The 21369-nt window shown below is 61.7% G+C and carries 10 protein-coding genes; 5 read left to right on the forward strand and 5 right to left on the reverse strand.

Features of this window, described 5'->3' with window-relative positions:
• Positions 1 to 130: 130 nt before the first annotated feature.
• The 5 genes from AC56LW_RS13930 (at position 131) to AC56LW_RS13950 (ending at position 12507) form a co-directional block, all read left to right on the forward strand.
• Complete coding sequence (locus AC56LW_RS13930) at positions 131 to 1945, forward strand: hypothetical protein (protein WP_499635184.1); 1815 nt, start codon at positions 131 to 133, stop codon at positions 1943 to 1945.
• A 317-nt stretch (positions 1946 to 2262) separates the two neighbouring features.
• Entirely contained in the window at positions 2263 to 5727 is a 3465-nt protein-coding gene (gene recC / locus AC56LW_RS13935) for an exodeoxyribonuclease V subunit gamma (RefSeq protein ID WP_499635187.1), read from the forward strand.
• Complete coding sequence (gene recB / locus AC56LW_RS13940) at positions 5724 to 9371, forward strand: exodeoxyribonuclease V subunit beta (RefSeq protein WP_499635190.1); 3648 nt, start codon at positions 5724 to 5726, stop codon at positions 9369 to 9371. Before recC ends, recB begins: the two co-directional genes overlap by 4 nt.
• Entirely contained in the window at positions 9368 to 11320 is a 1953-nt protein-coding gene (gene recD / locus AC56LW_RS13945; RefSeq protein ID WP_499635193.1) for an exodeoxyribonuclease V subunit alpha, read from the forward strand. The genes recB and recD overlap by 4 nt, the downstream gene beginning before the upstream one ends.
• Positions 11321 to 11748: 428 nt before the next feature.
• Entirely contained in the window at positions 11749 to 12507 is a 759-nt protein-coding gene (locus AC56LW_RS13950; RefSeq protein ID WP_499635196.1) for an LEM-3-like GIY-YIG domain-containing protein, read from the forward strand.
• 673 nt (positions 12508 to 13180) lie between these two features.
• On the opposite strand, the gene AC56LW_RS13955 is transcribed toward AC56LW_RS13950, so the two are convergent.
• The 5 genes from AC56LW_RS13955 to AC56LW_RS13975 all read right to left on the reverse strand — a co-directional run bounded on the left by AC56LW_RS13955 (position 13181) and on the right by AC56LW_RS13975 (position 21252).
• Positions 13181 to 14395, reverse strand: coding sequence for a S1 RNA-binding domain-containing protein (locus AC56LW_RS13955; RefSeq protein ID WP_499635198.1), 1215 nt, complete (start codon positions 14393 to 14395; stop codon positions 13181 to 13183).
• Positions 14392 to 15789: a hypothetical protein gene (locus tag AC56LW_RS13960; RefSeq protein ID WP_499635201.1), complete on the reverse strand. Its 1398-nt coding sequence runs from the start codon at positions 15787 to 15789 to the stop codon at positions 14392 to 14394. The genes AC56LW_RS13955 and AC56LW_RS13960 overlap by 4 nt, the downstream gene beginning before the upstream one ends.
• A 101-nt stretch (positions 15790 to 15890) precedes the next feature.
• The gene (locus AC56LW_RS13965) at positions 15891 to 18143 is read right to left on the reverse strand and encodes a dynamin family protein (protein ID WP_499635204.1); all 2253 of its coding nucleotides are present in this window, start codon (positions 18141 to 18143) and stop codon (positions 15891 to 15893) included.
• Positions 18144 to 18150: 7 nt separating this feature from the next.
• Positions 18151 to 20448 carry a dynamin family protein gene (locus AC56LW_RS13970; protein WP_499635207.1) on the reverse strand — a complete coding sequence of 766 codons (2298 nt, stop codon included), beginning with the start codon at positions 20446 to 20448 and terminating at the stop codon, positions 18151 to 18153.
• Between the two features lie 612 nt (positions 20449 to 21060).
• Positions 21061 to 21252: a hypothetical protein gene (locus tag AC56LW_RS13975; protein ID WP_499635210.1), complete on the reverse strand. Its 192-nt coding sequence runs from the start codon at positions 21250 to 21252 to the stop codon at positions 21061 to 21063.
• Positions 21253 to 21369: the final 117 nt, after the last annotated feature.

Below are 21369 nucleotides of genomic sequence, written 5' to 3' on the forward strand. Positions count from 1 at the left end.
TCGGCGCCAAGACAAGCTCTATCGCAGACAGGCATGGGCAGGCGCAGCGATGCACCTCGCAGTGCGACGCGACGCCACCTGTCGCTTATCCCGTCACACTGACGGCTGATCGTACTACCGCGCCCCCACTATGCTTGCATCTCTTGCCGACCTGTCGCTTTACCGCTTTCTCTGCTCCTACTGGACAGCGAGCGACTTCGCCGCCGGGCCGTTGCGTTTCGTGCTGATGCATGTAAGCGCAGATCCCGCAGGCGTGCTCGAGGACAAGGCGGACTGCCGCGCCCTCGCTTCGGCGCGCTGCGTGCTGCGCAGCGGAGCGATCTATGCGGTCAGCCTGCAGGGACCACGTGACGCGCTAGCGGGCTCGTGCAGCGTCCTGGCCCAGGCACTCCCGCAGCATGGCTACGACGAGAGCTTCTTCGCCGGCATCGACGGGGAAATCGCCAGTGCGTTGCGGGAGGCGGGGTATGGCGCGGTCCGCGCTCGGCTGGAGCGGAACGCGCTTGTCCGTCCGAGCCCGGTCCTGGCAGCTTCCCAGGTCGAATGGCTGCTGTTGGCGGTCGCCAACCGTATGCGGGCCGCCCGCGGTGAGAAGCCATTTAACCCGCTGGGCGATGCGAGGCGAAGCTCGTCCGATGGCGGCAGAGACGGTGGAGATGCCGCGATGAGCGCATACGAGAGCGTCCTGGACGCGAGCACACGTACCTACCAGGCCAGCGCCCGCGTCGTGTGCGGCGTCGTGCTTGACCGGCTTGCCGTGTACAACTTCGTCGCGGCGCGGGCTGGCCGTAGCCACTACCGGGCCCAAGCCCTGCATGCGCTTCCCTGGCTGCTGCCGATGCTGGCCGCGCCCGAACGCGGCCGCATATTGCGTGAAGTTGTGACGATCCGCGCCGCAATCGATGAGGCCTTACCTTTGCACGAGGCCGTGGCCGGCGCCTTCGACGCGTCGCGCGAGGTAGTCCGATGGCTGGGCCGCAGGCCGCTGCCCGCCACTTGGGAACTCAATGACGTGCGCCTGAGCAGGTTGCTGGCTGCCCTGTCGTGGGTTCCACCTGAACGCCGCCCGGCGTCGTGTTCCCAGTTCAAGGATCTCGTGCAGCTTTGTACCACGCTGGCCAGGATTTTCCGGTTTCACGACTATGGCGACCTGAGGACGCCGGCCTGGTCGGCGCGTCATGGCCCGTGCATGCGGCGCTGGCTGGCAGAGTGCCGTCAGCCGGGTCGGATGCAGGACGTCATCCGGTGCGACCCGCATCGCTTTGCCGCTGAATGTGGCGACATCTCCGACTTCCTCGGTACGCTAATCGAGGCCGCAGAGGACCGGCATGGTACGGAGAACGAGGCAGCCGTCGCTTGCGCGATGCGCTGGGCGGCCGGGATCAGCCTGCGGCGCCTGTTGGAACTGTCGCGGCGGTGGCACGCCGACGCTGTCCATGCGGCGCCCGCGCCTGTCGACGAGTCCGACGCTATGAACTGGCCGGCGGTCCTTCCCGAGGCTATGCAGTTCGGGGACAGGACGGTGGTCGAACTGACGGACAGCTGGCAGCTTGCCGTCGAGGGGCGCTTGATGAGGCACTGTGTCGCCATGTATGACCAAGCCTGCTACCGGGGCCACACCGTCATCGTTTCGCTGAGGACGGCGTCCGGCGCGGTGCGCTCTACTGCCGAGCTGCGAGTGCTCGAAAGCGGTGGCATGCGCGTAGCCGTCGAGCAGCACCGGTCTGCGGAGAACGGCGCGCCGGACAGCGCCTGCTTGCGCGCTCTGGAAATGCTTGTGCGACACCTGAACGCGGGCGATGCCGAGCCGCTGCTGCGGGCACGCAGCCTGTTTCAGCGCCAGCACCGGGAGCAGCAGCAGCGCGAGGAGCGTGTGCGCCGCGGGCAGGCGCATGAGGCCGCGTGGCGCCTCGCCGGGTCGGGCCTTGACCAGTTCAAAGCCTGAAAACCCATGCCTCGGGTCCTTGCTCCGCCACATACACAGGGATGCATGGCGACTGGCGCCATTCGCCCGGCAGCAATAGCACCCTGGTGGCGATGGGTCCGGAACCCGCACCGCGCCGGGACTGGCCGCCATTAAACTGTCGCTTTTGACGCCGATTGGCCTCTTCGAACTTTGCTCGTGGGAAATTGTGTTCCATAATTAGACCGTTGTGACTATCAGTGCAGTACTGGCCATTGACTGTTGCCAATTTACGGCGGGGATGCACGTGCGCCCGGTTATCGCCACATCGTCGTCCCCACTTCTAATACTGCTGGCATATGGCATCAAATCTCGCTCCCGGTTTCCTCGCTATCCACAGCGACCGTATGGAGCATCTGCGCGACACCGTCTTCGGCTGGTTGCAGGCGAACCCGTTGCAACCTCTGGAACAGGAAGTCTTCCTGGTGCAATCGAACGGTGTGGCCGAGTGGCTAAAGATGTCGATGGCCGACCAAATGGGCGTATGTTCCGGGGTCGAAGTCACCTTGCCAGCGCGTTTCCTGTGGCAGGCTTACCGTCAAGTGCTCGGCCCGCGCCGGGTGCCACGCCATTCTCCCTTTGATCGCCAGCCGTTGACCTGGCGGCTGATGCAGGTGCTGCCGGGGCTGCTAGGCGAACCGGGGTTCTCCCCGCTGGCATATTTTCTGAAAGACGGCTCGATCGAACGACGGCTGCAGCTGACACGGAAACTAGCCGACCTTTACGACCAATACCAGGTCTATCGCGCCAACTGGCTTGCCGCCTGGGCAGACGGGGAGGAAGTGCTGATCGACGCGACCGGACAGAGGCGACCGCTGGCCGCGGACCAGGTCTGGCAGGCGCGCCTGTGGCAGGCATTACGTGCGGCGTGCGCCGACGACCTCCGTGAAAGCGGACGGGCGGACGTGCATCGCCAGTTTGTCGAAGCGCTGCACCGTGACGACACCGCGGCGGCGGGCCGTCTGCCTCCGCGAATTGTATTGTTCGGCGTGGCTTCGCTCCCCTACCAGACACTGGAAGCGCTGGGTGCGCTGGCTCGCCATTGCCAGGTCATCGTTGCGGCGCCCAACCCGTGCCAGTACTACTGGGGCGACATCATCACCGGCCGGGAACTGCTCAAGGCCCAGCGCCGCCACCAGCCGCATTCGCCGCGCACCGGCAGCCTGGCGCAGGTTCCTTTCGAGCAAATGCATGCGCACTGTCACCCGCTGCTATCCGGCTGGGGGCGGCTGGGCCGCGACTTCATACGGATGCTGGACGAATTCGACGACGTACATGCGACGCGCCGTGCGTTTCCGCTGCTGCGCGTGGACGTGTTCAGCGAAGGGCAGGGGACAACGCTGCTGGGTCAGGTGCAGGCCGCGATCCGCGACATGCAGCCGGTACCGCGCGGGGACGAGACACGGCTGGTCGTCTCACCGTCCGACACCTCGATCTGCTTCCACGTGGCGCACAGCACGCAGCGCGAGGTCGAGATCCTGCACGACCAGTTGCTGGGGATGTTCGCGGAAAACGGGACCGGTGGGCGCACCCTGCATCCGCGTGATGTGATCGTGATGGTCCCCGAAGTCGATAAGTTTGCCCCCGCAATTCGTGCGGTGTTCGGCCAGTACCCGCGCGGCGATAAACGCCATATTCCATTCGAGATTGTCGATGTGTCGTCGCGCCGCACCGATCCGGTGCTGGTGGCGCTCGACTGGCTGCTGTGTCTGCCGCAACAACGATGCCTGCAGAGCGAGGTGCGCGACCTGCTCGACGTGCCTGCGATCGCTGCCCGCTTCGGGATCGCGCAGCACGACCTGCCGCGCGTGGCACAGTGGGTCGAAGCGGCAGGCGTGCGCTGGGGCCTCGACGCCCGTCACCGCGCTGCCCTGGATTTGGCGTCGGCAGGCGAGCAGAACGCCTGGCTGTTCGGGATGCGGCGCATGTTGCTTGGCTACGCCAACGGCGCCATGGAGGATTACGATGGTATCGAGCCCCTGGCCCAGGTTGGTGGCCTGGACGCCGCGCTTGCAGGATCGCTGGCGCGGCTCGTCGACAGCCTGTCCACCTGGCGGCACGAGCTCTCCCACTCCCGCAGCCCTGCCGAATGGGTTGCGTGTGCCGAGCGGCTGTTGAAGGCTTTTTTCCGGGGCACCGACGAGGACGACCGCCTGACCCTGGCGCAGCTTCACACTGCGCTGCAGGGTTGGCTGGCGCATTGCGACGGCGCCGCATTCGGTGATCCGGTCCCGGTCGCGATCCTGCGCGAAGCCTGGCTGGGGCCGCTCGACGACAAGGCGCTGCACCACCGATTCATCTCGGGCGGCGTTACCTTCTGCACCTTGATGCCAATGCGTGCGCTCCCCTACAGGGTCGTCTGCCTGCTCGGCATGAACGACGGCGATTTTCCGCGTCGTGGCCAACGGGCCGACTTCGACCTGCTGGCCCTGCCGGGGATGGCCCATCCGGGAGACCGCTCGCGGCGCGAAGATGACCGCTACCTGATGCTCGAGGCGTTGCTGTCGGCGCGCGACCGGCTGTACATCAGCTGGGTTGGCAAAAGCGTGCGCGACAACAGCGCGCAGCCACCGTCGGTCCTGGTGGCGCAACTGCGCGATTACCTCAAGGCCGGCTGGCAAGGGCTCGACCTGAACCGGTTAACGGTCGAGCATTTCCTGCAGCCGTTCTCGCGCCGCTATTTTGAGCAGGAAAGCCTGCGCACCTTTGCTACCGAATGGCGAGCCGCTCACGATGGCGCGGCATGTAGCACACCAGCTGTGCTGCCCGGTTACACGCACGAGGGCGCATCACCGCTGACCGTCACCGAGCTTGCCTATTTCATGAAGCAGCCGGTCAAGCAATTCTTCCGGCGCCGTCTGAAAGTACAGTTCAGTGAGCATGCGCTGGCCGGCCTCGACGACGAGCCGTTTGCGCTGAACAAGCTCGAGGCCTACCAGGTCGGGCAGGAGTTGCTGGCCGACAGTGCAACACCAGAGCCGCAGGACGAGATCCGGCAGCGTATGGCCGGCAAGCTGGCGCGCATGCAGCGCGAAGGACGCTTTCCGATTGGCCAGCTGGCGATCCGCCTGCAGGACAAACTCGTGGAAGAACTGGCCCCGGCCAGGCTGGCCTGGGTGGCGCTGGACCAGCGCCTGCCGCGTTGCGCGGACAAGGTACGCGTGACGCTGCGGTGCGCCGACCTGGCGCTCGAGGACTGGATCGACCAGATGCGCGACGACGGCGCCGGCAAGGCCTGGGTAACGGTCACCGCCAGCCGGGTACGCACGGGCAAGGCAGCCAAGGTCGACAAGAAGCAACTACGTGCGGACAAGCTGGTCGATGCCTACGTGCGCCAGCTGGTTCTGGCGGCACAGGGGCAGGCGGTGATGGGCTACCTGGTGGCACGTGATTGCATCGTCCAGTTTCTCCCGCTGGGGCAGGTCGAGGCGCAGGCGCGCCTCGATATCCTGGCCGGGCTGTGGCAGCGCGGCATGGATGCCCCTTTGCCCACTGCCTGCAAGACTGCGCTTGCCCTGCTGGCCAAAGGCGCGGACGTCGCCCAGCAGGCGTATGACGGCGCGAACTTCGAAGTCGAGGGCTTGAAGGCCGAGCGCGACGAACCCTGCCTGTCGCGTTTGTGGGCCGAATACGGGGAGCTCGCCGACGAACCGGGGTTCGAGGAGGTGTCCGAAGCGCTGTACCGCCCGCTACTCGACTGGGTTGCCTGCAGCGTGCAGCCACATCCCCTGAACCACGTGTTTGAACAGGCCTGCGCCAAATGAGCCATTCATTGAATCCGCTTTCCTTCCCGCTGCATGGGACGCGCCTGATCGAGGCAAGTGCCGGCACGGGCAAGACCTGGACCATTGCAGCCTTGTACGTGCGCCTTGTGCTCGGCCATGGCGACGCGCAGACCGGGCTCGGGCGTCCGCTGCAGCCTGCCGAGATCCTCGTGATGACGTTCACCAAGGCCGCGACCAGGGAGCTTTCGGACCGCATCCGCGAACGCCTGGTCGAAGCGGCGCAGTTCTTCCGCGGCGGGTCCGCACACGAGGCCGACCCGTACCTTGCGGCGCTGCTCGACGAGTACCGCGGCGATCCGGACGGCCGCGAGCAGGCTGCCTACCGCCTGGCGCTTGCTGCCGAGGCCATGGACGAATCGGCGGTATCCACGATCGATGCGTGGTGCTATCGGATGCTGGGTGAGCATGCCTTCGACAGCGGTGCCCTGTTCGATGAGGAGCTGGTCGAGAGCGAGCGCGCCCTGTACGGTGTCGCCCTGCGCGACTATTGGCGCAGTCACGTTTACGCATTGTCGAGCGAGCAGTTCGACGTGGTCCACGGGTGCTGGCACGATCTCGGCAGTTTCGACAAGGCTATGTGTGACCTGGTCGAGCGGGCCAGCCTGATCGAGGATGAGCACCCCGGCAAGCCCCTCTCGGAAGTGTTGGCCATCGGCTCGCAGCACATCTTGCAGCAATGTCCGGATCGGCAGGTGTGGGCGGAACGCGCGCGCGTGATGGAAGCCTGGTTCAGGCAGCACGAAGGGCGCATCAAGGCCAACATTTACCAGCCGGTGACGGTGGACCGCTTCTTCACCGCATTGCGCGAGTGGGTGCTCAGCGACACGCAGGCCAGGCCGGGGGCCGGATTTTACGCCAACGAAGCGTGGGCAAAGTGGGAGACCGATAAACTGCTGGGCGCACTCAGGGGCGCCCCCGATACGCCTGTGCCGGCGGGCTTCGCGCAGCTCCCGGAGCTCAAGCGTCAGCTGGACGCAGTGCCGGAAATCGTGCCATTCGTGCTCGCGCATGCCGCCCGCGCGATCGCCGCCCGCATGCAGGAACTCAAGGCGGCCGCGCGCACATTCGGCTTTGCCGACATGCTCGCGCGCCTGAAACAGGCCCTGGAAGGCGAGAACGGCGCAGCCTTGCGAAGCCGTATCCTGGCGCGCTACCCCATTGCGATGATCGACGAATTCCAGGATACGTCGCCTGACCAGTACGCCATTTTCGACATGCTCTACAAGGTGTCGGGCAATGATGCGGATACTGGGTTGTTCCTGATCGGTGACCCGAAGCAGGCCATCTACGGTTTCCGCGGGGCCGACATTCACAGCTACCTGGCGGCGCGCCGTGCCACCGAGGGACGGCATTATTGGCTGTCGCGCAACTTTCGCTCCACCACCCCGCTCGTGACGGCGGTGAACCGGCTGTTCGCGCACGCCGAAGGGCAGGGCGGGCAGGGGGGCCACCCGAAAGGAGCGTTTGGCTTCCGCGACGGCGAGCACAACGCGCTGCCCTTCCTGCCAGTCGAGGCAAAAGGCCGCGACGAGCGCCTGCTGCGCGCCGGCGCGAGCGTCCCGGCCATGACGATCTGGGCCGGTGCGGCCGATGGGTACAAGAACGCCGCCAGTATGCAGTCGGAGTTCGCGAAGTCTTGCGCGGAACAGATTGTCGCCTTACTCAACGACGATTCGGCCGGGTTCCATTCGGCGCACGGAATGCGCCACCTGGCGCCTGCCGACTTTGCAATCCTTGTCAAGAATCGCTTCGAGGCTGGGGTGGTCCAGCGCGCCCTGCGTGCGCGCGGCGTGCCGAGCGTCTACCTGTCTGACAGCGATTCGGTATTCGAGAGCGGCGAAGCAGCCGACGTACTGCGATGGCTCCAGGCGGTCGCCGACCCGCTTAATGCCGCACTCGTGCGCTGCGCGCTGGCCACGCGTACGGCCGGCATGCCGCTGACTGCACTGGCTGAGCTGACGACCGATGACCTGGTGTGGGAGTCGCGGGTGGAACAGCTCAAGTCGTTGAAGATCGTATGGCAGCGCTACGGGGTTCTGGCGATGTTGCGCAGGTTCCTGCATGAACTGGAGCTGCCCAGCCGCTTGCTGGGCAGGCACGGCGGTGAGCGTAGCCTGACCAATCTGCTTCACTTGGCCGAGCTGCTGCAGCGCGAGAGCCAGCATCTCGATGGTGAGCAGGGCCTGATACGCTGGCTGGGCGAGCAGATCCAGAGCAGTGTCGAGGCGGGTCAGGAGCACATCCTGCGCCTCGAAAGCGATGCGCAGCTGGTCAAGATCGTGACGATCCATAAATCCAAGGGGCTCGAATATCCGCTCGTGTTCCTGCCGTTCGCCGCCGCCTTCCGGCCGGTTACCACGGCCAAGCGGACCTACCTCGAGTACATGGACCGTGAAGCCGGCTGCCGGAAGATCGAGTTCGACCTGTCCGCGGAAGTGTGCGCGATCGCCGACCAGGCGCGCCTCGAGGAGGACATCCGCCTGCTGTACGTCGCGCTGACGCGGGCGCGCCATGGTGTCTGGATCGGCGTTGCCGATGTCGGCGGCAAGTGCCATCAGTCCGCATTCGGCTACCTGGCCGCTGGTGGCATGCCGCTTCCCCCGGCAGAACTGAAAGCCGCACTCGCGCGGATGTCGTCCGGTTGCGAGCACATCGACGTCGTCGACGTACCGGTGCCTGCGGCCGAGACGTCCCTGTCCCTGGCCGGCCAATTACCGCCGCTGCGGCAGCCGCATGAATTCCACGCCGAGTTCGAGCGCAACTGGACGGTCGCCAGCTATTCCTCCATCGTTAAGTCGATCGGCAGGGCGCGTTCGCCGGCGACGCAGGCCGAGCAAAAGATGTCGGAAGTGATCGACACGGCCGCCGCACCTGACGTTACCGAGCAAGGCCCCTGGCATCGTTTTCCGCGCGGCGCCTTGCCCGGCCTGTTCATTCACGAGATGCTCGAATGGATGATGGATGAAGGCCTGGAGCAGGTCGACCAGCCGTCGTACCGTGAGCAGCTGCGCGCGCGCTGCGCCCGCAGTGCATGGCATGGCTGGCAAGACGAGGTTGCCGACTGGATGATTCATACGGCAGGAACGACCCTCCCACCGGTGGGAACATCCCTGTCAGCGCTGCACCGGGCCCGCGCCGAGACCGAGTTCTGGCTGCCGACCGCCGGCTTGCAGACGGCCGAACTCGACCGGTTGTGCCGCACGCACCTGCTCCCTGGGCTGGGGCGGCCCGCGCTGTCGGAGCGGCAGCTAACCGGCATGCTGCACGGTTTCATCGACCTGATGTTCGAGCATGAGGGACGCTACTGGATCCTCGACTACAAGAGCAATGCGCTCGGCACCGACGACGGCGCCTATCACCTAGGCGCACTGCAGGCGGTGGTAGCCGACAAGCGCTACGAAGTACAGGGCGTTATCTATCTGCTGGCCCTGCACCGCATGCTCAAAAGCCGGCTCGGGTCGTCCTACGACCCGGCGCGTCAGCTCGGGGGCGCCGTGTTCCTGTTCCTGCGCGGCGTGGGCAATCCGGCCACGCGCGGATGCTGCCCTCTCGTCGCCGACCTCAACCTGCTGGAGAAACTCGATCACCTGCTCCCCACCGCCCAACTGGAGTCCGCTGTATGACCGCTGCCGTTCTACTCGATGAACTAGACGCCTGTGCCGATGACGGCGTCCTGCGCAACCTCGGCTGCGCGTTTGCACGCTTCATTGCGTCGCTGGCAGAGACGCCGCCGTGCGTACTGCTCAGCTGCGTGATCCTGTCGGAACTCGAGAGCCGCGGCGACACCTGTCTGCTGCTCGATGACCTGGTCGAGGATCCGTGCGCCAGGCTGCAGCTGTCTCCAGAGTACTGCGCGCGTTTGCATACTGCCATGGGCGATTTTCCGAGATCGAAACAGTCCTGGGCCGACGAGTTCACCCGCTGCGTACAGGTGTACGCACCCGGCAAGGAAGACCTGGGCCAGCCTCTCGTGCTGGAGAACGGACGGCTGTACCTGCGCCGCTTCTGGCGCGACGAGCGCAGTATCGCGCGACTGGTCCAGCAGCGTACAGCCACGCAGCGCGATGTCGATTCGGCGCGGATCAAGGGCTTGCTCGACCGGCTATTCGCGCGGGAGCCGGGCGACACGGACCCGGACTGGCAAAAGATGGCCTGCGCGGTTGCTGCGCGCAGCACAATCTCGATCATTACCGGGGGGCCAGGAACCGGCAAGACTTACACAGTGGCGCGCCTGCTGGCGCTCGTGCATGCGCTGGCGCCCGATCCAGAACGCGTACGCTTCGCGCTGGCCGCTCCCTCGGGCAAGGCAGCGGTACGGCTGAAACAGTCGATCGACCAGGCGCTGGAGGGCCTGGCGAACATGGCGGGAGGCGACATCAGTGTGAAGGGTTTGATGGCCAGCCTGCCAACGGCGCGTACCCTGCATAGCCTGCTGGGTGCGAACCCCGCCACGCGTTCAGTGCGTCACCATGCGAGCAACCTGCTGGAGGTCGATGTCCTGGTCGTCGACGAGGCGTCGATGGTGAACCTGGAAATGATGGCGGACTTGCTGGAAGCGTTGCCGCCGACCGCGATGCTGGTACTGCTGGGCGACAAAGACCAGCTGTCTTCCGTGGAAGCCGGCGCCATTCTCGGCGACCTGTGCGAAGGCGCCCAGTACGGGCAGTTTACGCAGGCCACGGCCGACTACCTGTGGAATGCTTGCGGGGAGCGTTTGCCGCAGGAGATGGTTACCGGCGGCACGCCGCTGGCCCAATGCACGATCATGTTGCGCAAGAGCCGCCGCTTCGGTGGCGCGATTGGTCGGCTGGCGCTGGCCGTCAACGCTAACCACGCGGACGCGGCCCAGGCCATCCTGCGCCAGGAGCCCCAGGATGCCGTGAAGTGGTGCGATCGCGCGCGCGCTGCCAATATTCTCGATCTCGCCCTCTCCGGCCGGGCCGGCGCCCAAGGCGGATATGCGACTTACCTGACGCTGGCAAAGGCCGGCCCCGACGTACCGGGTGAAGCAGGCCATACGGTTTGGGTCAAGGCGATACTGAGCGCATTCGACACCTTTCGCGTGCTGTGCGCGGTGCGCCAGGGAGAGTGGGGCGTGGAGGGCGTGAACGGAGCGATCGAGCAAGGTCTCGTGCAGGAAGGCCTGATCGTGCGCAGTGGGGAGTGGTATGTAGGCCGCCCGGTGATGGTCACGCAAAACGATTACGGCGTCGGCGTGTTCAATGGTGACGTTGGCATCGCTCTTCCTGATGCGAGCGGCGAGGGCCGGCTGCGCGTGTACTTCCAGAGCGGCGAGGGGGTGAGCAGTGTGTTGCCCACGCGGCTGCCACATATCGAGACGGCGTACGCGATGACGGTCCACAAAGTCCAGGGTTCGGAGTTTGCCCATACCGCGCTCGTCTTGCCAGCGAAGTCAAACGCCATTGTCGTACGTGAGCTGCTCTACACGGGCATTACCCGCTCGCGGCAATGGTTCACGCTGCTCACGCCTGATGCCCAACAACTTGCGGACGGGATCCGCCGGCAAACCAAGCGGACAAGCGGACTGCGCCGCTTTATCGATGGCGCTTGAATCCAAAAAATTAGACATTACGAAGCATCCATGCTGTTTTGCTGCGGAGGTAGCGCCCAGAGTCGCGGCGAAGTATCGAAAGCCTCGCCAGCAGGGATACGCCCGGAGGCTCTGATGCAAATTATGGATGAGAGAAGCACGAATTCGCACATCTCCCGTAAAAGAAGGCCTTTGCAGAGGCGACGTTGCGCAGCGGGCTGAGCCGCGAGTCGATTTTCGTGAACAATCAGTAGCCAGCGGGCCGAGAGGCCTCTCTCTCGGGCCGCCGCTGAGGCGTCACCATGCCTGCCTCTTTGCTTAGGTCCGGCTGAAATCTCAAAGGCCTATCTCATCATTTTTTACACTGGTCCTCACCGAATTACCCTAATGACCCCCTGCGCTGAATATGCTAAGCGATAAAATTTTTTAATTTTCTCGAAAACAAAATCATGTCCAAACTGCCGCACCGTGAATTCCCTCCGTCTGTAATTCACAAGTTATTTTCCTATGTCTACGGTCTATTAGATCCCCGTACAGAGCCGCCCACACTATTCTATATTAGTAAAGGTAAAGGAAATCGTGTATTCGCTCACGCAGCCGACGCTCTTGTTGATCCTACGGATTCGGACAAGCTTGAACTTATCCGAGAAATTCTAGAAAAGCATGAGGTACAATCTGTAATCCTGCGCCATGGGCTTAGTGATGGAGCCGCTTTCGATGTTGAATGTGCGTTGATTGACTTATGCCGCCACTTTTTACATGTCAACCTGACCAATGTTCAAGGAGGCCACCGGTCGGATGCTTTCGGCGTAATGACTACCGATGAAACTATTCGTAAGTATGAAGCTCAACCGTTGGAAGTGCTGGAGCCAGACTGCGTACTCATCAATATTAACAATTCTTATCGTCGCGCTAAAGGTGCGAAGTCGTATTACGAAGCGACGAGAGGAGATTGGAAGATGGATAAAGTTCGTCATCCCTTCCTTAAGTATGCATTGTCTGAGTATCGGGGCTTTATTGTTGAGGTCTTTGCTATTAGTAAATGGAGCGAGACAGTCGTCAAAGATAAGTCCGGTAAGGAGAGGAAACGCTGGCGCTTTGAAGGTACGGTAGCGCCGGATGAGGTACGCAACCTGTATCTGAACCGGTCTATCCAAAAGAAGAAAGGTGCTGCTTTTCCACTACGTTATAACTATTTGACTGAGTAATTGCAAGGACAATGCTACAACGTCGTGGTAATGGCCAGAGCCAGCCATTGAAAGCTCAGGCGTTGTGGCAGCACCTTTAGTTGGCTGGCCATCTGGGCCATTTGATGGGCTACCACTTTCATGTCAGCGCTTTAAGTTATTCCGGTCTGTCGGCAATGTGCTGGCTATCATCGAGCTCATGCACATAATCTGCAAGGGCCAGTTCGCGATTGATAGCGCCGCTGTCATATCGTTAAAAAGGGACTCTGACGAAGAAAATCAAGCCAAGCGGCCAAATCCACTAACCAGCGTCCACAACCCTCCGAAAACTTTAATGGGTACCTCATGCCCCAATGCCCAGTCCCACGATCTGAGCTATCGCCGGCGACTGCCGCGCGCCTGCGCTGGTAACGTAGGATTAGCTTTCTTGAGCACGTTCAAGAACGCCGCCTTCTCCCCACGTAGTCATTGCACACGCCGAGTTGCGATGCAGATGGTGCGGTCGTTCGAGATGATGTCGGTCACGCGCCCGATCTGTGTCTACCCGCCCGCGGCCGCGATCGCTCGGCAGGCCATATTCTCTTCTCCATTTGCTCTTGCCCTTTTAGTAGTCACTCAGGGAGGAGACGAACATTGCGACTGACCAGACGCGGCTGTGCCGTTGACGGTGACTGGCCGCTATGAGCGATGACTGTTAAACTTCGTGCCGCGCCGACCTCTTCGATTCATGATTAGCTTGCCGTGGTCGGTGCACGCGTAGCCCGACCCGCCTGCGCTCGACATCGATATCGCGGATCATGACGCTCAGCACGTCGCCCACCTTGGGCGCTGTCGTTCCGTTGGAATGGAGGTGTTTGAGATCGGATTGGAACACGAGGCCGTTGATACCCGGTACGATCTCGACAAAGGCCCCGCTTTCGGTTAGCTTTTTGATCTTGCCCTCGAGCGTGCTGCCGACGGCAAAGCGCGAAACCAGTTCTTCCCAGCTGTCTGCGGCCATTGGCTTGCCGCTCAGCGAGACCTTCTTTTGTTCCAAGTCCACCTTGAAGACGCGCGTGTTGATGGGCGCACCCACGACGACGGCATCCGCCAGCGGTCCCATTTGACTACAATGCAATAGCCCAACCAGACCGCCCAAATCAATGAAGGCGCCAAATTCAGCGATGTTTTTGACGACACCTTCGACCAGATCCCCTGGGCGCAAACTAACCAGTAGAGCGTCACGCGCTTCTTCCATCAGCACCTTGCGCGACGCGATCACGCGGTTGACGTCGCGATCCAGTTCCAGTAACCGCACGCTGATCGTCGTACCGAAGAGTGCATCGAAATGTTTCCCCGGCGTGAGATCGCTTTGCGAATGCGGGATGAATACGGGGACGCCGTGGTAACTGGCACTGTAGCCGTTTTTGGCTGGCCTTTCTAATGTCACGTCGACGCTGCCACCGCTATCGAACGCGTGCAGCAGTTCGACCCAGCGTAGCATCTTCTTGTACTCGAAGTGGGATAACGCGATGCCATCCGACGTGACTTTGGCTACGAAGTTGACGTAATCCCCGACATCGATTTGCAGCTGCTGCCCCTCGATGAACTCGGCCAGCGAAACTAAATTTTCGGTGCCCTTGTCCAGCTTGACGCTTGCGTAGAACTCGTCGATGGCGATCACTTGCGCAGTCACCAGAGCACCATTTTCGATCGTGACCTCGTCTACTAGCGCAGCCGCTGTCTCAGAGGTATCAGAGTTGCGTAATGCGCGGTTTTCCGCTTCGAGGCCAGCCACCCGGACCTGCAGACGACGCAATTCCGCGTTACGTCTGTCCCCAAAAGTGTCTAGGAAAGTACGGACGAGAGTTTCGTTACTGTAGTCTGCAAGGAACTGCAGTATGGGATCGCTGTCTTGGTGGAGTTTCATGATGAGGTTTCGATATAGTGCTCTGAACGAACGTGAAGCAGGGACAACGTTAGCAAGGTTGCGACGACCTTCTCCGGCGCGGCTTCACCAGCAAGCAGGCGCGTGGTGTCAACCAAGCGGATGAAGCCATTACTCATCTGCGACACGGCAGTGGCAAAAGCGCCCGTGAGGCGTGAACGCAGATAGTGCTGCAGGTCCGGCGTATCGGCTCGCAGTTCGTGCAAGGCGAGATCGGCACCCGCAAAGAACTGCCGCACTGGCACCAGCGTGGCGTCGAGCTGTGGCATCCAGTAGCCAGTCCACCAGGCGTATAGCGGATGGTCTGGTGGCAGGTCCAGTGCGTCGAACTGCAAGTAAGTGTCCTGTACGCTGGCGCCGAGCTGGCGCAGCCAAGCCGCCTGCAACTTGGCATACCGCTCCTCGCTGCCCATGCCGATTAAGCGATACATATTCATGCCCGCTAGGAAATCACCGCTTTTTCGGACCCTTGCCAACATCTCACCGGCCTTTTCGAGCATTTGTTGTGTCCGTAACAAACGTGGCCGGATCGCCCATTCGTCTCTCCACTCTTGCACGGCGGGCAGCCACGGATGTTGTGGTTGCTCTTCGTCGTCCTGCAGCGGCGCCAGCAGATGCTGCCAGCAGCTGTGTCGAAACCGTTGGAGTTCAGAGGGCGCCATCGAGGAGAACTCGGCGCCAAGTACTAGCAAGTCCAGTGTTTCCGGGTCCTCCCCGAGCTCGCTCCAAGCTTGGAGCACGCGGCTACGCGCCAGTGCTTCCAGGCGGCTGCGATCCTCAGGCGGGCACTGCGTGATGATGAATAACAGGCTATAGCGGTCGCCGATGAAATCGGCTGCTGCTAGCGCCTCCAGAAACGCTGCCAGTCGATCCTGGTTCTTTTCCCCGTCCAGTCGGCTGGCTTGGCACACGTAACCCAGTGCCAGGTTCAAGTGCCCGGTCATCAAGGTGTTGGCGTCGCTCTCTGCGAGCTCGTCATCGCCTGAATTCCAGCCAGGCATGTCGATCAATGCGAGACGCTTGGCGCCTTCTCCGTAGCCGTCCCCCTTGCGCAGGATCAAGCGTGGTTCGGGGATTGCCAGGCGCAGACGATAGCGCATGGGATCGAAGGCCGATAGTTCCGCACGGTGCGGGAAGTGCGCGTAGCGGCCCCGTTCCTCGCCCGCGCGGGTGTCTTGCGGTCGCTCGACCAACAGGAGCTCAGCCTGCGGACCGTAGGTGATTTCGAGCGGCAATCGCGTTTGGCGCTCAAGTGAACTGATAGGCAGCAGGGCCACGGGAATACATGGCGCGAGCAATTCACGTAGGAAGCGTGTCTTACCGGCCGAGAATTCACCGATGACCCGTACCGTCAGCACGCTGTCGGGCAGTGCCACGGGCGTACTCATGCATTCAGCGAACCGGCGCACCGTGTCGAATACGGCGGCGGCATCCGGCGGCACGTGCTTGGGCGCCGCCCTCTTGGAACCTCTGGTTTTCACGACGTCAACAGCCCAAGGCTCGCCTGCAACGCATCGGCTTCCGCTTTCAGTGTGCTCAAGGTAGCTTTTTGCTCGGCCGGCGCGGCGTCGGCGGCAGCCGACAACGCCGCCAATTCTGCCAAGCGCTCGCCGACCATCGCATCGACCCGCTCCTCCCAATGCTGCTTGACCAGTTGTCGTAACATTTCCACCATCGCGTCGCTTTGTTGGGCGTACACTTTTCGCCAATAGCTTAGTGCCTGTTCGACGTGTCGTGCGACCAGCTGGGCGCGATCTTTCACCTGCTGCGCCGCCAATTCTTGCGCCTGCTGCACGGTGCGCGCCTCAAGCTCGGCCATGTCGGCCTTCAGTATGGCTTGCTGTTTGCGGTTTTGTTCCAATGCCCAACCGCTCAGCTTTCGCTCTTCTGCCAACTGCGCGCAGTTCGCAAGCTCGCGGCGATAGGCTGCTATCCGCTCGTCGGCGGCGCGCAACTCTTCCTGCTGTTGCGCGTATGCCTCGGGATCGACCACGGTCACTTCCTGGGCGCCGTCGAAAGCGCTGCCGATACGCTCGCCCCAATAGCTGAACGAAATCGCCTCCAGCATGCCTAGTTTGTCGATGACTTTCGGCGGCACACCTACTACCTTGCCCCCCACCTTGGTGGCTTTCAGCACCTTCACCGTCGTGCTCGCGTGCTTGGCCACTTTCGCGGTATTCACGGCAATCTTGGCGATCTTTGCGCCCTTGCCTACCACAGCCGCAATCTTTGCGCCGGCCGCAGCGGGATTGATGAACATGGTGCCGATATCAGCCACCTCACCGAGCATACGGCCGAAGACCGCGCCCATGTTGTTACCGGTCGCCTGCGTGATGCGGGGCAAAGGCTGCGCCAGCACGGCGTGGCGCTCGCGCATTGCCTGATGCAGGGCATCCCGATGCTGGTCGCTATCCACGACCTCGCTATTCCCGTGCGCCTGTTCGAGCTGCGAGTAGGTCTCTTGCTTTTCTTCGAGTGCGCGTTGTAACGCCGCGATCCGTCCCACATCGAGGAAATCGCTGCTCTCGACTGGCATCGGTGGCGGTAACTGCAGTTGGAGTTCCCGCTGCTGTGCCGTGGGCAGTTTCAGGGTCCCGTAGGCTGTCGACAGTTCTTGCATGTCTCGTGCGAGCCCATCCAACGCACGCTGTTGGGCCTCCGCACCTTCGACAACGAATCGTTCCCACTGCGCCTCTTCCGTGATCGTCTGGCCCAACTCGGTCATGACGGTGTCGAAGGCGCTGCCGTGACGTGCGCTCAGCGCCTTGGCGGCAGCGTCGCTGGTTTCACGGTCGGCGCTCGCTTGACCGTGCAACTGCGCTTTCAATTCGGTCAACGCCATTTTGCGACGAAGCAGTTCTGCACGTGTCGCTTCGCGGGCTGCCACGCTATCGCTATGGCAGACGCTCTGCATCAATGCATTCTTACCCAGGGCGTTTTCCAGCAGTGGTACGAGCTCCGCGCGTACGCGTCGCATGCGGATGTCCGCTAGTGCGGCGGAGGCGTCGCGCACGAAACCGATCACGGTGCTACGGCCCCTGCCCAACTTATCCACTGGCGTGATCACCGTGCGCATCTTAGATCCCGCCTCGATCTGACTCGACCAGACTTGCAGGTCTGGCGCCTTTTCCCCGCCCGCGACCGCGCGCTCGACCTCATCCCAACGTGTCGCCAGCACGGCGACGCGTTTGCCCATGCGATGGATACGGTCGAGCGTGACGAGATCGCTGGCATCGGGACCGCGCGGTGGGATCAGGTACAGTACGAGATCCGCTTGCTGAATCTGCGCCAATGCATATTGCTGATTCGCTCGCGACATACCGCCTAAACCTGGCAGATCGACCAGCACTGCCCCGGCTAACCAATCCTGCTTCAATGTCAGCGAGGCGTAGGCAGCATTGGGTGGCGCCTGGGTCACGACGGTGGAAAACTCATCGACAGTCAAATCACGGGTGCTGCCGTCGACATCGACCAGCTGCACGCACGTATCGGCGCCATATTCGATGAATGTAGGCAGCGCCGTGGTCTCTTCAAGCGCGGATGGCAACCACTCCGCCCCAGTCAACATATTGACTAAACTACTTTTGCCGACCGTGAATGCACCAGCCAACACGATCCGCAATGGGCGCTCGGGCTCCATCAGGCTATCTACCAATTGCTGTACTGGTTGCTGCCAAGCGGTGGGCAGGGCGGCGTGCAGATCCGCGAGCCAGGTGTTGGGTACTTGCATAGATTCCTCAATCATTCAATACGGCTTGCGTCATAGCAAACACCTCGGCCAAGGCCGTGCTGCCGACTTCCAACTGCGCCTTGCGTGCGGCGATCTCTGCGGCGCTTTGCTGCAGCAGCAATTGCACTTCCTGGCGCTGTGCGCGTTTGGCGTTCAGCGGTTCCATCAATTGTTCCTGCACGCAGGACGCCAGCAGTTTCGCCTGCTCCATAAAGACTCCGCGTACTGCCGTGGCCAGATGCTGATTAAGGTAAGCAATCGTGTCGTCGAGCTTTGCGACCGTGTTGCGTGACAGTTTGCGCAAACCGTCGGCGACCAGTGTCTGGCGCTCGAGCGCCGAAGCGGCTTGCGCGCGCTCGGCCTCCTTGGCCAATTTTTCCTGTTGTTTCTTCAGACGCTTTTGCGCCATCTCGAGCGTGATGCGCTGACCGGTCAGCTCTTCCTCTTCGCGGATTACGCGCGCCAATGCTTCTTCCTTGCTCTCGATCTTGCGTTTTAACTCCTTGGCATCTTCTTCATGGGCGACCTTGGCAGAGTCATCCGTCACGGTGACGTTCTCGTAGGTCGCGCTCAACCATAGGAACCCGCTGCCCCAATCGCTAGTCTTTCGCCTTACATCGTGTCGCTGCACCGGGGGCGGCGGACCCAGGCTGTCTAAGCGCGCCACCAGGCGCGCCATATCGGCCTCGGCCTGCAAGCGCTTCCTGTCGCTGATGGTCTTGGTCGCGAGTTCACGCTCGAGTTCGTGCAATTCGTCCTCGGTCTTGTCCATTTGGCTTTTCAGCTTGGACAGTTCGCTGCGATGCTCCTCGATGCTGGAAAAGTCCAGGTCCAACACGCTTTCGATGCGAGGCAATTCGATCTGGATGTGGCCGAGTTCCGACTCGATCTGCATCGCGTGCTTTTCCATCCGCTGCACGTAATTGGCGCGCAGTCCCGCGAGCGTCTGGGCGATGTGCTTTTTTTGCGCCTGCCATTGCTGGTCCAGTTGGCCGGCGACGTCGGCCAATTGCCCCTCCAGTTCTAGTGGCAAGGCGATCTTGGTGACGTTCTTGGCCAACTGACGTGCGATATAGGTCTCAGTGATCTGGTCAGCTATTGCATGCTTGAGCGCGGAAATCGGCGCGGTCATCGCCGCCAGCACGGTTTCGCTTTGATACTGTCCAGCGCGCTCATGCTCTTCACGCGAATCGCGGGTCTCGCGCTGCTCTTCCTGCTCTAGGTCGAGCACGTCCATTTCCAGTCGTGCCAATTGGTGACGCTGCTTATCCAGCGGCTCGTCAGACGCCAGCTGGCGCAGCTCGTCATCAACGCGCTCCGCCAGCTGTTTTTGAATCGTGCTCAGCTGCTGCAACGGTTTGTAGAGAATCTGCTGCATGGCTTCGCCGCTGCTAACCATTGCAGCGATGCGTTTGCGTAACTCATCCATGCCAGAGCGTCGCCGTCTTTCCGGGTCCGCATCCTCACCCCACTTCGCGCTGACCGCCAGTAAATGCTCGTTATCCGTCATGATCGCCAGCTCGAGCGAATGCTTGTCGCCTAGGACCTGCGCAAAGTTTTCCTTGAGGATGTCCAGTTTGGCCTTCACCCGTGCAGCCTCCGGCATCTCCTTGTCCTGCTTGTCCTCCGGATCTAGCACCTTGTCCCATTTGTTGATGACAGTGATGAATTTTCGGAAGTTGTTCTGCAAGCTATCGGTAAGAAAATTCCATTCCGATTCCGAACCGCCCAGCATGTCGGTTGACTGCACCCACAAAGCGATGTGCGCGCCGGCGATGGCCTTGCGGGTGATCTGCTCATGATGCTTGACGACGGTTTGCAGGCCGGGCGTATCGACCAGCACTAGGTCCCGCCGTAGCAAGGGGTGATCCAGGAAGACATCGATGTGGCTTACCATCTTGCGGCCGTCGCGATTGCTGGTATCGAGTTCCGTTCCCCAACGGCGCAGGGCGTCATCATCTTCCCAAGCGATTTCCTCGGCGCGTCCGTCGATGTGATGTATCACGATGTAGCGCTTCTGACGGTCAGCCGGCAGCCCCCGCAAGAAGGTGTTTACCGCCGTCGTGGTTTCCAGGGCATAAGGCAGCAACTCAATACCGAGCAGCGAGTTCAATAGCCGCGACTTGCCGCGGGTGAATTCTCCGAGGACGACGATCTGGGCCGCCGTCGCCTCTAGCGCACCGCGCAGGTCGGCAAAGCGTGCATGGGTGCTTTTTAGCTCGACGCTGCCAAACTCGGCAAAGAGATTTTCCGTCCGGTCGAGGTAATCCTTCGCGACCTGAACTTTGCGCTGGCGTTGGGTCAAGCTATCGATGAGTACCGAATTTTCCCGAGGGGTCATATATACAGCTTTCAAGGTAAATTTCCGATTGGGAACTAATTGCTACTTTATCGTTAGAACAAGGGAAATGGAAGCTCGCGTCCCCATGTATTACGCTTACGTTGTGCGATGACTACTGATTGAGCAACCTGCATCTGCTACGAGATCGTCGTGCGAGTTTCACAGCGGACGAGCCGACTTCGCAAACGTGTCAGATGCCAACGCCGACGACGATCAGCCGGTTGCTACGCGCTGAATATATGTAGACAGCACCACGGTCCGCTTCCTAATTTTTGAACGCTTGTGCTACGACGGTTTATCGAGCTGCGGACGTAGTTCGACGATCGTCATTTACAACTTCCGGGTGTGAATTGCGCGATGGCAGTTCGCACAACAAGACGAGCTCGAGGGTGAATCGCCTTGGCTTTTGTGGAGGCCGGTTAGTGTGAGTCCGGCCGCGATGGCTTGACTGCTTAGTTGCTCGTAATAGTTTCCCTCAGCTTTGGGCCGGCGAGATATAGCCGAGCGGATCGATCAGGCGGTATTGATTGAACCAGACACTCACTCCAGCGTAGCCAGCTTGCCGGCTTGGCGCGTTCACCCTGCTGCCAACTGCTTGCTGAGGGTTTCGGGTATGTCTCCCGCGTGGACGATGCTGAGCGGCGGCGCGGGCATTCGTTGACGCGTACTGGCTTCGCGACCATAGGTATGTATGAGGTAACGCTCGACATCGTCGATAATTTGTAGCGCTTCATCGTTCAGCTCACACACATACAGTTTTACGCCCATGACCTAAGCCACCTTTAATCCAATACCGATAGCCGCTGTTATCGGCCGCTCGCGTTAAGGATCGATTGTGATTCGCTACTCGACAGCAGCGCTTACTAAAAAATCTAATACAAGGTA

It is taken from the genome of Telluria sp. LT2P80 (assembly GCF_059685955.1).

Bases quoted from the DNA above. Each gene is read 5' to 3' on its own strand.
- AC56LW_RS13930 (WP_499635184.1), top strand. From the start codon at position 131: ATGCTTGCATCTCTTGCCGACCTGTCGCTTTACCGCTTTCTCTGCTCC.
- recC (WP_499635187.1), top strand. From the start codon at position 2,263: ATGGCATCAAATCTCGCTCCCGGTTTCCTCGCTATCCACAGCGACCGT.
- recB (WP_499635190.1), top strand. From the start codon at position 5,724: ATGAGCCATTCATTGAATCCGCTTTCCTTCCCGCTGCATGGGACGCGC.
- recD (WP_499635193.1), top strand. From the start codon at position 9,368: ATGACCGCTGCCGTTCTACTCGATGAACTAGACGCCTGTGCCGATGAC.
- AC56LW_RS13950 (WP_499635196.1), top strand. From the start codon at position 11,749: ATGTCCAAACTGCCGCACCGTGAATTCCCTCCGTCTGTAATTCACAAG.
- AC56LW_RS13955 (WP_499635198.1), bottom strand. From the start codon at position 14,395: ATGAAACTCCACCAAGACAGCGATCCCATACTGCAGTTCCTTGCAGAC.
- AC56LW_RS13965 (WP_499635204.1), bottom strand. From the start codon at position 18,143: ATGCAAGTACCCAACACCTGGCTCGCGGATCTGCACGCCGCCCTGCCC.
- AC56LW_RS13975 (WP_499635210.1), bottom strand. From the start codon at position 21,252: ATGGGCGTAAAACTGTATGTGTGTGAGCTGAACGATGAAGCGCTACAA.